The organism is Paenibacillus ottowii (assembly GCF_050516475.1).
Classification (GTDB): domain Bacteria; phylum Bacillota; class Bacilli; order Paenibacillales; family Paenibacillaceae; genus Paenibacillus; species Paenibacillus ottowii.
The window spans coordinates 2,198,195-2,213,589 of sequence record NZ_CP191577.1; the positions used below are offsets into that span (position 1 = coordinate 2,198,195).

The following is a 15,395-nucleotide window of genomic DNA, read 5'->3' on the forward strand; positions in this document are numbered from 1 at the left end:
AAAACGATGAACGACTTCTTTTTGAAGACGTTCATCGTTATGTTCATATAGAGATTTCCTCAAAATAGGTGGGGTCATGGATTATAATTTTTTTACCTGAAACTGTAATAATATGATCCTTCTTTAACTGGTTTAACACACCGCTAACCGTTTCCCGAGACGTTCCGGATATTTTAGAAATTTCGATTGTGGTCAGTGGACACGAAATCACAATCTCTTCCCCGTTTTGTTCTCCTAGATCCTGCCTTAAGTAATTAAGTGACTGTATTACCCGATCTTGTGCATTCGGGATTGTAATATGTTGTATACGATGTTCATGGAGTTTTAAGATTAAAGAAAACTGCTGAACAACAAATATTAGTTGTTTTTGATTGGCTTTCAACATATCTTCAAAAACCGCTGTAGGAATATAATATACATCTACATCTGTCAGTGCTTCTGCTGAGTAATTGTATCTTTTATCTGTAAACATGCCGCCATAAGGAAAAATTGAATATCGTTTTACATAGTCCTCATATAGTAAATTCCCACTTTGATTTACCCGCTCTACCTTTACAAAGCCATCTAGCATAAGGTAAATTCGTTCCCTTGAATCCCCTTCCAGAAATAAAAATTGGCCCTTCTTATAAGTTCGCCAATAGACAAACTCTGTTAAGCTTTGTAGTTTTTTTTCTGATAATTCAGCAAATAAATCAAACTCTTTTAAATTTTCTATCACATTCCGTTTATTCATAAATCCACCTCTGTTATCTTTAAGCTATAAAGGATCAACGAAACAAGCAGGCCGAATTCGGGAGCAAAAGCCATCCCAAACTCGACCAATGGGTTTAAAAATCCGTATTTTTAAAAGTTATTTATTCATGAACAGGTCCCACTTATTGGGAAATAAGCGTACCTGCTTTTCCTTCCAATGCTTCATATACCTTTTCTAAAGAAGTAATAATGGCTTTTCGTGCTGAATTTGGTTTAACAAAATGAATAGCAGCTTCAATTTTGGGAAGCATACTTCCCTCTGAGAAATGTTGTTCCTTTATATATTGTTCTAATTCATCCACAGTTACAGACTCTAATCTTTTTTGATTAGGCTTGTTAAAATTCACATACACATAATCAACTGCAGTTAAAATGACAAGTGTATCGGCATCTACTAATTCGGCTAATTTCTGAGCAGCGAAGTCTTTATCAATAACTGCTTCAGTTCCTGTTAATCCTTCTTTAGACTGAATTACTGGTATTCCGCCACCTCCAACAGCAATGACGATATTCCCATCCTTCACTAAAGAATCAATCACTTTATATTCAAGAATGCTTACAGGTGCTGGTGACGGTACCACTCGTCTCCATCCTCTTCCTGCATCTTCTTTGAATACTGCTTTGGTTTCCTTCATCAATCTTCTTGCTTCGTCCTCTGTATAAAAAGGCCCTATTGGTTTGGTGGGATTATTAAATGCTTCATCGTTTTCATCGACAATCATTCTTGTTACGATTGTTACCACATCTTTAGTTATGCTCTGTTTTCTCAATACCTTTGCAATCGCATTTCCCATCCAATAGCCAATCATTCCTTGACTCATCGCACCACAAGTATCCAACGGCATAGCGGGGGTTTTCTCCGATTCCGCCGCTTTTTGCTGTAATAAAATATTTCCTACTTGCGGACCATTCCCGTGGACAATGATGACATCTACATCACTTTGTATTATTTTCACAAGTTGTTCTGCTGTTTGTTCTAATGCTTCTTGTTGTGCCTTTGCCGTAGCATCACCGGATTGTATAGCATTTCCACCTAAGGCCACTACCATTTTTCTACGTTCCATATTTCGACCTCCAATTATATTTATTTCCAAATATATTAAATCGTTATATTTCCCGTCACTAATTCATAGATTGTGAAAACTGCTAAAGCAGCAATAGCAAGAGATAAGATCAGTTCCACCCGAGTCAATATTCGCTTGGGGTGATCTTGCTTTTGCAGCTTATAATAGATGAGGATGCCTGGTGCATATAAGGTCATGGCTAACAACAAGTAATCCAATCCAGCGGCATAAACTAACCACATTCCATAGATGCTCGCAACGATACCAATGACGATATTGATGGTTCGGTCTTTTTCTTTTGATTGCAAGCTATACTTCAATTGATAAAACGCTGAAAACACATAAGGAATTAAAATAGCGGAGGATGCCAGAGAAAACGCAAAATGATATGCCTGATCCGAAATAATGAAGGTTAATAAAAAAAGTTGAATTAAACCATTCGTAATCCATAATGAATTTACAGGGGCCTTATTTTTATTCTCTTTCGCAAACCATTTTGGAAAAAGCCCATCTTTAGAAGATAAATATGGAATCTCAGAGGCGAGTAAAGTCCACCCTAGCCAAGCGCCTGAGGCGGAAATAACCAAACCCAGGTTAATAAATGTTGCGCCCCATTTTCCAACAACACTTTCAAACAAATAGGCCATGGCTGGATTTTTTAAATTAGCGATATCTGCTTGCTGCATAAGCCCGAGAGATAATACTGTAATCAATACATAAATAATAAGTGTCCCTATCAATCCAATGACTGTTGCTTTCCCGACATCACTTTTATTTTTTGCACGGCCAGATAGAACAACTGCCCCTTCAACACCAGTAAATACCCAGAGAGTTACAAGCATAGTGCTTTTAACTTGGCTGCCTACCGCCCCCCAATCCAATGTACCGCCTTGTCCCCAAAATCCGTCTACGAATATATTGATTTGAAAGGCAAAGATCCCCACAATAATAAATACAAACACTGGAACTAATTTCGCGATTGTAGTTACTAAGTTTACAAGCGCCGCCGATTGTACGCCTCGTAAAATCAGCAAGTGAACACACCAGAGCATTATGCTCGCACCAATAATCGACGCTATATTTTGTCCCCCATCAAAAATTGAAAAAAAATAGCCTAATGAGCTAAATAATAAAGTTGCGTAAGCTACATTACCGAGCCATGCGGCTACCCAATATCCCCACGCACTATTAAAGCCCATAAAATTACCGAATCCAGCTTTTGCGTAACTAAAAATACCGCCTTCCAAATCCGGTCTTTTTTGAGTTAAATTCTGAAAAGATAACCCAAGTGCAATCATTCCGGTTCCTGTGATCATCCACCCGATAATAATAGCTCCGGGGCCGGCTCCTTTGGCCATATCACTGGCCAAGTTAAATGCTCCACCACCGATCATCGAACCGACAACAAGGGCTGTTAAAGTAAATAGTCCTAATTTCTTTTCTTCACCCACTACTCTCGCCTCTCTCTTTTGGATAGTGATAGGGAAGAGAGATTAAGAAGGCATGTAAACTCCCTCTTTACTCCATATTTCCTAAAGTAGCTGCTAAAACCGCTTTAATGGTGTGCAATCTATTTTCAGCTTGCTCGAATACTTTTGAATGCTTGCTGCGGAATACCTCATCGGTTACCTCCATTTCTCTCAATCCATGTTTTTCATAAATTTCTTTTCCATACATGGTTTCGAGATCATGGAATGCAGGCAAACAATGTAAAAAAATAACATCCTTATTCCCGGTTTCTTTAATCATTTGCATATTTACCTGGTAAGGTGAAAGCAGTTCAATACGTTCCGCAAATTTATCTTCTTCCCCCATAGATACCCAGACATCTGTGTAGATTACATCTGCACCTGCAACCGCCTCATCAATACTGCTGGTTACCATGACCTGGTCACTAAACTTTTGCGCCAAATAAATGACTTCCTGTGCCGGCCATAATGATTTTGGTGCACAAATCCGAACCTCCATTCCAACGATTGAACCACCAACTAATAAGCTATTCGCAATATTGTTTCGGCCATCGCCAACATAAACGAGCTTTACATTTCGCAAATGCCCTATATGTTCTTGGATGGTCAATAAATCCGCGAGCGTTTGGGTTGGATGCCACATATCCGTTAGACCATTCCACACCGGTACACCTGAATTCTCAGCTAAAGATCTCACTGTTTTATGAGCAAAGCCGCGGAACTCAATTCCGTCAAACATGCGGCCCAACACTTTTGCCGTATCTTCTACGGATTCTTTTTTACCGAGCTGAATATCCCCTTTACCTAAATATTCAGGATGCGCGCCTAAATCTGTACAAGCTACTGTAAATGCACACCGTGTACGAGTAGAAGTTTTTTCAAATAAAAGAGCTATATTTTTTCCTTCCAAATAACGATGGGGAATGCCGTTTTTCTTTTTCGCTTTTAAATCTGCTGCTAAATCGAGAAAATACAACAATTCCTCTTCTGTAAAGTCTATCTCCGCAAGAAAACTTTTTCCTTGTAAGCTTGAAATCGTTTCTCCCATATTTATCCCTACTTTCTCTATGATTTAAATATCTTTCCGAACGATGGGCATACTCATGCAACGTGGTCCCCCGCGGCCACGGGATAATTCCGAGCTCAATATTTCGATTACCTCAATACCATGTTCACGCAATAAAGCATTGGATACATAGTTACGGTCATACGTAACAACTACTCCGGGCGCAATGGCTAATGTATTGGATCCGTCATTCCATTGTTCACGAGCAGAGGCTATTACATCTCCTCCTCCGCAAAGAATAAGAACCAAATCCTTTAAGCCCAAAACCTCTTTTAGAGATTCCATTAAAGAGGTGTGATGGGTAATTTTAAGTGTCTCCTCATCTGGACCTTTCTCTAAAACATAAATATTCATATTTCCTTGCGGTCCCTGGATCGCTGGATGAATTGTAAATTTATCATAATCAACCATCGTAAATACGGTATCTAAATGCATAAATGCCCGGCACTTTGGAATTTCAATGGCTAGTACTCTCTTGAATTTTTTTTGACGGCTAAATAGATTTAGGGCTAAACGTTCAATGGCTTTAGCTGAGGTACGGGCTGATACACCAATAGCAATGGTTTCTTCATTTAAAATGAGCTCATCTCCGCCTTCGATTGGAAACTCATAATTGCGGTCCAGCCAAATCGGTACATGATGACTAGTAAATATCGGATGGTGTTTAATGACATACTCTATAAACAATGATTCACGTCTTCGCGCCGTTTCTCTCATTTTATTAATCGTTAATCCATCCCCAATCACTGCTGCAGGATCGCGGGTAAAATATAAATTTGGCAGTGGAACTAGATGAAATGGAGAATGATCTTGCATAAATTCATGGAGTTGCACTTTCTTACTCGTTTCAATTTCATTCTTTCGGACACCACTCATTATTTTTTGAACTAAATCTTCATTGGAGAAGGAAAGTAAATATTCTTTTAAAATTCGATGTGAAACATTTCCCTCCGCCCTTCCTTCTTCTAGCATTTGGTCAACAAATTCTTCTCTCAGTTTTTCATCCACTAATGCCTCAGCCGCAAGTTGTTCCAAATAAAGAACTTCAATTCCTCGATTGCGTAAGGTTTGGGCAAAATAATCATGTTCTTTTTGAATCATCGGCAAATAGGGAATATCGTCAAATAATAACGGCTGTAAATAATCCGGCGTTAAGTTTTCCAATTCTTGTCCCGGACGTTTTAATAAAACCGTTTGTAATTCCCCAATCTCCGAAGCAACATGCAATGGATGCTCCATTTGTCGTACCTCCTTTTTTTTGATTTTTGATGTTTACAAGTGCATCATACATGGTCCATGCTTCCCGTCTCGTGCAAATGCCAACACTTCTATTGTGAAATATTTCACGATTTTACTTTTAGATTCATAAAAACCTGTATTTTTATAAACCCGCTGATTTGCGAAATCTATTCCATATTATGATTGAATTAAGTCTTTCTTCTGAATGCGATGGTGCAATTGTTAGTGACGCAGCTCCCTGGCAATCCCGGGAGTTTTAATTATTCTGGGATAATGTTATGGAAATCCCCTCCACCGCTCTATATAATTCAGATACAGTTCGCCACACGAGCTAATCTAAAAATTAGGGGTGTTCCACACCTATGCCACAGCATATTTTACTTATTGAAGACGACCTATCTATTGCTGAAATGCTGCTAAAAGCACTCACCAAGGAGGGCTACAATTTAACCACCGCCTATGACGGGGAAGAAGGGCTTATTGCCTTTGAACGTCATACTTACGACCTGATCCTCGTGGATTTGATGATGCCAAAGGTTGACGGTATGGAGGTAATCCGGCAAATTCGTACCCGCAGCGCCGTGCCGATTCTGATTATGTCGGCTAAGGATAGCGATGTGGATAAAGCGCTTGGACTAGGCTTCGGGGCAGATGATTATGTTGCCAAACCTTTTTCGATGCTTGAGATGACGGCACGTATTCAATCCGCAATCCGCCGATCGACTACCTATGCTCGTCTGCAACAGCAGGAGGAACAGCCGCAAGCACAAGTGTTGACCTATGGAAATTTGCGCATTGATTTTGATCATTTTACAGTCACACGTGATGAAAATGAAATTCAGCTAACAGCCAAAGAATCCGATATCCTGAAGCTGTTTGCATCCAATCCGAACCGGGTATTTACGAAAGCTCAACTATACGGATTTATTTGGAAAGACGATTATATGGGGGATGAGAACGTGATTAACGTCCATATTCGTCGTCTGCGTGAGAAAATTGAAGAAGATCCCTCTCACCCTGTCCACATTAAGACACTGTGGGGCATCGGTTACAAATGGGAGAACGGTTGATATGAACATCGAAAACATTTTCGAATGGATTGTCGTCCTTATGATGTCCGTCGTTATCCTATGGCTGTGGCGAGAACGTGTCGCCTATAAGCGCAAAATCAAGAATGTTCGAACCCTACTAGAGCGGATCGTGACCGTAAATCATGCGGAAAAGCTGCTATATGTTACAGGTGACGTGGAACTGCAGCGACTCATGACGGAAATCAACCGGTTACTAGATTTAAATTTGAGGGTATCAGCCGATTACAACCGAAGCCAAATCGCTATGCGAAAAATGATTTCGAACATTTCCCACGATCTCAAGACCCCGCTTACCGTTGTGCTTGGATATGCCGAGATGCTGGATGGCGATCCGGATATACTGCCGGAAGAACGTATAAAGCTGCTATCCAGAATTCATCAAAAGACCAGCGAGGCGATTGAGTTGATTGGAAGCTTTTTTAACTTGGCGAAGCTGGAAGCTAACGATACTGACATTCCACTGACCCGACTGGAGATAGGAGAACTGTGCAGACGCAGCATTTTGGAGTTTTATGATCTGCTGACGGCTCAGGGGTTTACGGTACATATTGATATCCCGGAGCATCCCATACATGCCTTGGGGAACGAAGGAGCCATTGGGCGGGTGCTGAGCAATCTCATTTCGAATGCCATTCGCTACGGTGCAGAAGGTCGAACGCTAGGCCTGAGGCTGTTAGAACAGCAGGATACAGTGCGTATAGAGGTGTGGGATCGTGGAAAAGGCATACAGGAGCCGGAGCAGGATAAGGTTTTTGAACGCATGTACACACTTGAGGATTCGCGTAATAAAGCGGTACAGGGCAGTGGACTGGGTCTTACGATTGCCAAGCGCCTGGTTGAATGCATGAACGGAGAGATGCAATTAACCAGCAAACCCTATGAGCAGACCGTCTTCTCTTTTACCTTGAAGAAGATCAACTATTAAGCGAATTGCTCAACTTAATAAATTTGTAAGAATTACGAAAGAAAAATGAACACTTCGCCCTTTATTCTTGAAATATCAACAGTATACGAAGGGAGAACACCCATGACTTACATAGTACGTACACATCAGCTGACCAAAACTCTGAAGGGCAATGAAATTGTAGCAGGGGTCAGTATGAATGTGCGCAAGGGAGAAACCTATGGCTTTCTCGGTCCCAATGGAGCGGGCAAGACGACGGTGATGAAAATGATTACCAATCTGCTCAAGCCGACTTTGGGCGAGATTGAATTGTTCGGTGAAAAGCTAACGCCACAGTCTTATCATCTGCTCGGACGGATGGGTTCGATTATTGAATATCCGATTTTTTATGAAAGGCTGACAGCTCAGCAAAATCTCGAACTTCATTGTGAATACATGGGCTATTATAATAAGCAGGCTGTCCGGGATGCACTGGAATTAGTGAACTTGCGGAATGCAGATGACAAGCCGGTAAAAGACTTTTCACTAGGAATGAAGCAGCGTCTCGGGATTGCCCGAGCCATTGCGACCAAGCCGGAGCTACTCATTTTGGATGAACCGATTAATGGTCTGGACCCGGTGGGAATCAAGGAAATTCGGCAGTTATTCCATATGCTATGCAAGGAATATGGGATGACGCTGCTCGTGTCCAGTCATATTTTAGCGGAAATTGAGCAGATTGCAGATACGATAGGTGTAATTAATCACGGACGGCTGATCGAGGAAGTTTCGATGGAACAGGTACGGGATGCCAATACGGAATATATCGAATTTACAACCAACGATTGCAAAAAGGCAGCCTACGTCCTCTCCCATCATCTGAGTCTGAATAATATAAAGGTGCTCAACGAACAAAGTATACGTATTTACGATACTAGTGTACCGCAGAAGCAAATTACGAAAACGCTCATTTTAAATGATGTAGAGGTCGATTCCATTCATCAGAAGAGCAGTACGCTGGAAGACTACTTTTTACGTCTGTTACATGGAGGGGATCACCATGCTTAAATTGATACAGTTGGAGATGAAAAAGCTTCATCTGGTGGGTTATATCCGTTCAGCGCTGATCGCCAACGCCTGCATACTAGGGTTAATCAGTATTATTGCGCTGGACAGCCAAAATGAAGGAGTACCCGAATTTACACAGTACGCTCAGCTTCTCGAACTTATGGACAATATAGTGAGGGCCACGTTTATTGTATTTGCCTCCGTTCTACTGTGCCGTTTTATCGTAGGAGAATTTAAATCCAAATCGATTACAATCTTGTTCATGTATCCGATTCATCGTCAAAAGCTAATGATCGCCAAGCTCTTGATTGTACTGCTGTTTACGTTCTTGTCTATTGTAATATCGGAAATCATCATTACGGCTGCGATTCATTTGCTCAACCAATTTGTCATAATTGTACCGGATAAGCTTACTCTTTCCATACTAACCGACCAATTAGCGCGCACGCTAATCAATGCTGTTGCCGCCAGTTTTATGGGATTGGTTCCACTGTATATGGGAATGCGAAGATACTCTGTACCCACGACTATTGTGACCTCGATTCTGATTGTAGCATTGCTTTTCTCCAATAATAACGGTGCTACCCTTAGCTCCATTGCCCCCGTGCAAATCAGCTTTTCTGTGCTGGGCATGCTTGTAGCTTATGCAGCCATTCGGCGCATTGAGTATAAGGATATTGCCTAGTAACAATATACACACATTTTTCACTGGACTTCATTCTAAAACAGGTATATCCTATAGGAGAAATTAAAAACGGAATAAGGATCTTCGGGGTAGGGTGAGATTCCCAACCGGCGGTATGGCTCATGGAGCTAAGCCCGCGACTCTGTATCTGGCAACAGGATACGGACTGATTTGGTGAGATGCCAAAGCCGACGGTAAAGTCCGGATGGAAGAAGATCGAAGTAGGAACATGCCGCAAAGTCGATGAATACTGCATTATGGTTATGCAGTGGCTTCATTTAACTTGCATAAAGCGGCAAGTTTATTTGATCAACCCCCGTCTTGCATGGCCTTCGCCATGGACGGGGGTTTTTGTGCCACCGGTCCTGTATTCGCAAGGAGCTAATTAAGAATGAGTCAATCATCAACTGTACTATCATCCAAAGGTTTTGATCGTAGCTCCCACATGAAAAGCGGTTTTTGGCTAGTCGCAATTGGAGCGGCCTTGTGGGGCGCAGATCCGCTGTTTCGTATTATTTTGCTAAAATCATTTACCTCAGCACAAATCGTACTGATGGAGCATGTGCTGCTCTTTATCGCTCTGACACCGATGCTGTGGAAGCATCGCGAGGAGCTCAAAACGATACGTTTTCGTCAAGTTTTCGCTATTTTGTTTGTCTCGTGGGGCGGCTCGGCACTGGCCAGTGTGATTTTCACCATGGCACTCAGCAACGGTGATCTGAATGCAGTTCTTTTGCTCCAGAAGCTCCAGCCTTTAGTCGCTATTATTCTGGCCCGCGTGATATTGAAGGAAATGCTGCCGCGTCATTTTGGAGTATTAATTGTTATCGCCCTGTTCGGGACGTATCTTCTGACCTTCGGTTGGTCGCTACCCTTTGGGCATGTTCATGATTTTGTTCACGTCGGTAGTTTGCTTGCGCTGGGTGCAGCAATTCTGTGGGGCGGCTCGACCGTTATGGGCAGCTACTTGCTTCGCTCGATGAAATATGAGACGGTAACCTCTCTCCGCTTCATGGTGGCGCTCCCTCTGCTCATTGTTCTCACCTCTGTGGAGCATGCTCCGTGGAATATGCCTACAGGTACATGGGCGGGCGCCGCTGTAATTATTAACTTGCTGCTGCAGGCATTGCTTCCGGGTCTTCTCAGCTTATTACTGTACTACAAAGGCTTAAGTACAACCAAAGCTTCTTATGCTACGATGGCAGAATTGAGCTTTCCCATGGTTGGTGTCGTGATTAACTGGATTGCTTTCCAGCAAATCGTTACCATAGCGCAATTGACTGGTTTTATGCTGATCTGGATTACACTCTTTATGATTTCTCGTCAACAGAAAAATTAATAGCATGATTCCCTTTCATGCTCACCCAAGCCAAATCGTGAAGATGCTTTTGCATCTCCGATTTGGCTTTTTATGTATTCATATTCATATCACGATTAGTTCTTAAGAACTATTTTTCAAAAAAAATATCTAAAACATGCCTTGATTCCTCAATTTTTAAGATTACATCTATAAAATTAGTCGATTTCTGTCGAATAAAACAATGTAGTGACCATCAGACACAGAGGAGAAAAAACATGACTAAAGAAAAACAAACAGTTCCGTGGTGGAACAGGTTTCTCAAGCAGTTTTATTTAATGAGGACAAAATTAATCATTTCTTTTTTGGCTGTGTTATTGATTCCGAGCTTACTTATTGGATACTTTTCTTATCAGGGGGCTACGACACAGCTCAGTCAGCAAATGGCTAGTTCCGTATACACGAATCTGTATCTGATCCAAAGCAATGTCAATCAGTATGTATCACCGATCATGAAGGACGTGGACGTTCTTACCAGTGAAATCCAGGCTGACTCCATTGGTTCCGATCAAGAAGCCCTTCAGAAAAAGTTGGATGACATCGTCAAAGCTCATCCTGAGTTAGATGCCGCGCTCCTCGGCAATGCGAAAGGAGAATATATCCGTTCTCCGATAAAAAAGGAGGCTGATTATGATCCTAGGGAGAGAAAATGGTACAAAAACGCGATGCTACATAAGGGCAACATATTTGTCGGTGTTCCAGTTGCCAGCGTTACGACAGGGAACCTAGTAGTTAATGTATCGGCAACGCTGAAGAACGGTGAAGGGGCTGTTGCATTGGCTTTGAATCTGGACAAGATGGGGGACAGTCTGCAGTCTGTTAAGATAGGCGAACGCGGAGGACTCATCATTGTTGATTCTGACCATAAGGTTGTATCTGGAGCTGGAGCAGCCTTTGACAAGACAGGCAAAAAACCAGCTGACACCATGGAGGGACTTCCCAAAGTGGCGGCAACCGGAGAAAATAATACTCCTTCCGTGTCGCAAATTCAATTTATGAAGCGGGACGTGCAGGCCTTTACACTTAAGGACCCGCTCACTGGCTGGAACATTGTCGCACTGTCAGATCTGGAGGATTACAGTGATGCAGCTCAGCCAATTCTGAAGCAAAGCCTGATTGTAATTGTTATTTCCATACTGGGCGCTGCAATCATTATTGTGCTCATGGTCCGCTCGTTCCTGATCCCACTTAAGAAGCTGCAAGCAGGAACACGGATCGTCCGTGATGGCAATCTGACCGAACGTGTAAATCTATCTAGGAAGGACGAGTTCGGCGAGCTGGCACAGAATTTTGACCAGATGACACATTCCTTGCATACGATGGTCTCGGAGGTCAACCAAACGTCCTCCCGACTTGCATCTTCTTCCCTGATAATCAAGGAGAGCACAGAGCAAACGACGGAGTCCGTACAACATGTAGCGGAAACGGTTATGGAATCCGCGGAAAATGCAGCGACCAGCGCCGAAGCATCCGAGCAAACCGCTAATGCCGTTGAAGAAATGGCGAAGGGTGTCAGCACGATTGCTGAATCGGCCAGCTCTATCGTGGATTCAGCTGGAGAAACTGAGCAAGACGTAGCTCAAGGTAGTCAAATGATCAGCCATGTGCGGACACAAATGGACCGTATTCTGGAGGCGGTAAGCCAAACGGCTAGTCTGATGGATGAGCTATCTCAGCTCTCGGACGATGCAAAGCAAATGAATTCAGCTATAGCCGCCATTGCTAAGCAAACTAATTTATTGTCCCTGAACGCATCTATTGAAGCCTCTAGAGCTGGCGAAGCTGGGCGTGGATTTGCTGTAGTCGCTATAGAGGTGCGCAAGCTGTCGGAACAGTCCAAGGAAAGCGCCGATTCCATCAGTCAGATTATTACGCAGATGCTCGACTTGATTCAACGCTCTACCGCCACGATGAACGGTAATGTTCGTAATCAGGTAGGTGAGGGATTGCGAATTAGTCAGGATGCAGAAGGTGCATTTGCGAATATTGAACGCTCTACTTCTCATATCGTGGAGCAAATTCAAAGCGTATCCGCTGCTGCTGAGCAAATCTCAGCCAGCACGGAGGAGGTTTCCGCTACTGTTACCCATTTGGCAAGCCTATCCCGCAATTCGGCGGACAGTTCGCAGACAACCTCCGCTGCCGCTCAGGAGCAAATGGCAGCCATGGAGGAGATCGCATCTTCCTCACAGGAGTTGTCCAAAATGGCCCAGGATCTGCAAGAGCTTGTTAAGCGATTCAAGATTTAACCTCTACACTGCATGATTTAAGTTTCATGCAATCAAGCATAATTAGCGCCAAATCTATTTACTAACAAAAGCCTTCATCCGTATACAAATTACGGGTGAAGGCTTTTTCGTTAAACATTTCGACAATGTCTCGTATATATCTATATGTTCATCTGCCCTGTTAGCTGGCGGCGTCTATCCCCTTCCGGATCATGTTCCACCATAATATCCTGATGAAAAATAGCTGTAGCTCGCTGTTGCCTGCTGTATTCCGGCCATACCCTCTCAGGCAGCATAGGCTCCCCATCACGTGCAAAAGCAACCCACGCCTGCTGCATATGATGAGCGAGCTTCTGCATCGAAGGCTGAATTTCTAATCCAAGCTTGCCCAGCAGCTCCAGATTGTCGAAAACAAAAGCAATCTCTGCACCGTGAACCGCTTGTCCGAAAGTTGGATGTCCAGGCAGTGTCCAATCAAAACGATACATCCATACCGAGGCATACTCCGACTGTGCAGCGGCAAGAGCCAACGCAGGACGCCAGAAAATGAAATCCGTCAGCATTTGTGCCTGTCCCTTAATCGTAACTGGAAATGCTTCGATCAGGTCGCCAATGTCAGACATGCCTGTCATCATTTCCAATGCCTGAAATGCTGTTGACCTGTTCATGAGATGGGATTCTTTACGGATGAAATAGTCTCCCTCATGCAAGTTCGTTCCAATCATAACGGATACCCGTTTGGCAGAGCCTTGGGCAATTGCCGACAGTGGGACATCAGGCAAGGTGACTCCGTCTACAACGGGTTGATAAATCATCGCCATCCCTGGTCCGATGACTTCATGCGTTTTCGCCATAGCGAGCATCAGTGCATCCGTTGGCAGCGTAAACAATCGCTCAGGATGCTGAGTGTCCACACCCAGTTGCTGCAAATACACAGCCGCCACTTGCTCGGCTTGTGAAGTTGGCAACACCTGTGATGCCCCGCTCTGCAAAATTGCACGCTGAAACAGTCCCTCTGCGGCCGGCATCGCCAATAAAGCGGCAATGCTCATCGCGCCTGCCGATTCACCGAATACCGTTACTTCATTTGGATTGCCGCCAAATGCAGAGATATGATCCCTAACCCATTCCAGTGCAGCGATTTGATCCAGTAAGCCAGCATTTGAGGTCAGCCCATTTCCCTTTGGAGTTAAATGCAAAAATCCTAACGGCCCTAACCGATAATTGATCGTAACTACAACCACATCGCCATTCTTCGCCATGCGCTCCCCGTCATATAAAGGGATGATCCCAGATCCAGTGACAAAGGCACCGCCATGGATCCACACCATCACTGGGCGTCCCTTCTCAGGAGCCTTTGAAGCAGGTGTCCAAATGTTCAGGTACAAACAATCCTCGGACTGCTCTGGCGGTTCCACCAGATTTCCGGTCATACTTTCAGCGGAGGGCATGGGCTGCGGACAGATAGGTCCGAAACTCGTCGCATCCCGTACACCCTCCCAAGGTTCCAGCGGCTGCGGTCCGTGAAAGCGTAGTTTGCCAACGGGAGGCTGTGCATATGGAATACCTCTCCATACATGATACCCATTCCTCGTTTCCCCACGTAATTGACCTAGACGAGTATGTACTGTAACACTCTCCATCATGAACCCTCCTTTATCTCATATGTTCAACTGAACGGTATACTAACAATCTTTACATATCTATATTATACCCTCTGCACAGAGTCAAACCAAAAAATACCGGAAGCGCTTTTGCGCTCCGGCATTTTGTAGACAGGCCAGTCGGGTCGTGATTAATCCCGAACCTCTTCTTTCGGAATCAGCTTGTAAATTTCTTCGCTTTCCATCGAGTCAATCAATCGGTCCAGCCACTTGTAATAAGCAACAGCCTGCTTCATTTTCAAACGGTCTTGCTGAAGAATCGCCTTAAATTCCTCGTATTCCTCACCCTGCGCCATCAATTTGTCCAGTTCATCGATGGCTTTGCGAAGTACCAATAAATTTGTTTCTACTGCTTTTCTCCATTTAATAGCGAAGAAGTCAGTAAATGTTTGATACCAGTCATACTCGACCTCATACAAATCCTTGCGTGAGCCTTTGCTCCATACCTTGTTCACCATTTTCAGGTCCAACAACGTTCGAACTCCTGTACTCATGCTCGTTTTGCTCATTTCCATTTCACGGCCCATCTCGTCCAGCGTCATCGGTTTATCCGCAAAAAAAAGCAAACCATACAAATGCCCCGCAGACAGAGTGATTCCATATAGGTCCATGTTTTTACCTATAGCTTCTATGACACGTTTGCGAATTTTTTGCAGCGAAGCCTGCTGCTCATCACCTAACTGGTACAAGCTCATGCTTGCAACCTCCTAATTTTAGAGCATTTTGCACAACCTAGTATGAACGACTTACCCGTAAAGGATTAGCTTTGAAGCAATATATGAAATCTTTCAATATCAATGAAATGTTTCAAAAGCAATGCTTCTGTCT

Annotated in this window: 13 protein-coding genes and 1 riboswitch; of the genes, 6 read left to right on the plus strand and 7 right to left on the minus strand. The window is 43.4% G+C overall.

Going from position 1 to position 15,395, the window contains the following annotated elements:
* Window positions 1-43: 43 nt before the first annotated feature.
* From ACQQ6X_RS10545 to arcA, 5 genes are all read right to left on the minus strand, one after another.
* Entirely contained in the window at window positions 44-733 is a 690-nt protein-coding gene (locus ACQQ6X_RS10545) for a Crp/Fnr family transcriptional regulator (RefSeq protein WP_305165278.1), read from the minus strand.
* Between the two features lie 142 nt (window positions 734-875).
* Window positions 876-1,817, minus strand: a complete 942-nt coding sequence (arcC, locus tag ACQQ6X_RS10550; protein WP_305165279.1) for a carbamate kinase — start codon at window positions 1,815-1,817, stop codon at window positions 876-878.
* Between the two features lie 35 nt (window positions 1,818-1,852).
* Window positions 1,853-3,268, minus strand: coding sequence for an arginine-ornithine antiporter (arcD, locus tag ACQQ6X_RS10555; RefSeq protein ID WP_305165280.1), 1,416 nt, complete (start codon window positions 3,266-3,268; stop codon window positions 1,853-1,855).
* Between the two features lie 67 nt (window positions 3,269-3,335).
* Window positions 3,336-4,334, minus strand: coding sequence for an ornithine carbamoyltransferase (argF, locus tag ACQQ6X_RS10560; protein WP_305165281.1), 999 nt, complete (start codon window positions 4,332-4,334; stop codon window positions 3,336-3,338).
* A 24-nt stretch (window positions 4,335-4,358) separates the two neighbouring features.
* Window positions 4,359-5,591, minus strand: coding sequence for an arginine deiminase (gene arcA / locus ACQQ6X_RS10565; protein WP_305165282.1), 1,233 nt, complete (start codon window positions 5,589-5,591; stop codon window positions 4,359-4,361).
* A 362-nt stretch (window positions 5,592-5,953) separates the two neighbouring features.
* Here arcA and ACQQ6X_RS10570 point away from each other — a divergent pair, with 362 nt between their 5' ends.
* From ACQQ6X_RS10570 to ACQQ6X_RS10595, 6 genes are all read left to right on the plus strand, one after another.
* Window positions 5,954-6,661, plus strand: a complete 708-nt coding sequence (locus ACQQ6X_RS10570; protein WP_149035779.1) for a response regulator transcription factor — start codon at window positions 5,954-5,956, stop codon at window positions 6,659-6,661.
* Window position 6,662: 1 nt separating this feature from the next.
* Window positions 6,663-7,607: a sensor histidine kinase gene (locus ACQQ6X_RS10575; RefSeq protein ID WP_305165283.1), complete on the plus strand. Its 945-nt coding sequence runs from the start codon at window positions 6,663-6,665 to the stop codon at window positions 7,605-7,607.
* A 102-nt stretch (window positions 7,608-7,709) separates the two neighbouring features.
* Window positions 7,710-8,633, plus strand: a complete 924-nt coding sequence (locus ACQQ6X_RS10580; protein WP_305165284.1) for an ABC transporter ATP-binding protein — start codon at window positions 7,710-7,712, stop codon at window positions 8,631-8,633.
* Window positions 8,626-9,318, plus strand: coding sequence for an ABC transporter permease (locus ACQQ6X_RS10585; protein ID WP_305165285.1), 693 nt, complete (start codon window positions 8,626-8,628; stop codon window positions 9,316-9,318). The genes ACQQ6X_RS10580 and ACQQ6X_RS10585 overlap by 8 nt, the downstream gene beginning before the upstream one ends.
* 76 nt (window positions 9,319-9,394) lie before the next feature.
* Window positions 9,395-9,539: riboswitch (FMN riboswitch) on the plus strand.
* Window positions 9,540-9,709: 170 nt separating this feature from the next.
* Complete coding sequence (locus tag ACQQ6X_RS10590; protein ID WP_305165286.1) at window positions 9,710-10,657, plus strand: DMT family transporter; 948 nt, start codon at window positions 9,710-9,712, stop codon at window positions 10,655-10,657.
* A 236-nt stretch (window positions 10,658-10,893) separates the two neighbouring features.
* A complete protein-coding gene (locus ACQQ6X_RS10595; protein WP_305165287.1) occupies window positions 10,894-12,924 on the plus strand; it encodes a methyl-accepting chemotaxis protein in 2,031 nt (676 codons plus the stop codon).
* Between the two features lie 140 nt (window positions 12,925-13,064).
* On the opposite strand, the gene ACQQ6X_RS10600 is transcribed toward ACQQ6X_RS10595, so the two are convergent.
* A complete protein-coding gene (locus ACQQ6X_RS10600; protein ID WP_305165638.1) occupies window positions 13,065-14,546 on the minus strand; it encodes a carboxylesterase/lipase family protein in 1,482 nt (493 codons plus the stop codon).
* A gap of 152 nt (window positions 14,547-14,698) precedes the next feature.
* The gene (locus tag ACQQ6X_RS10605) at window positions 14,699-15,262 is read right to left on the minus strand and encodes a GbsR/MarR family transcriptional regulator (RefSeq protein ID WP_063207928.1); all 564 of its coding nucleotides are present in this window, start codon (window positions 15,260-15,262) and stop codon (window positions 14,699-14,701) included.
* Between the last annotated feature and the right edge of the window lie 133 nt (window positions 15,263-15,395).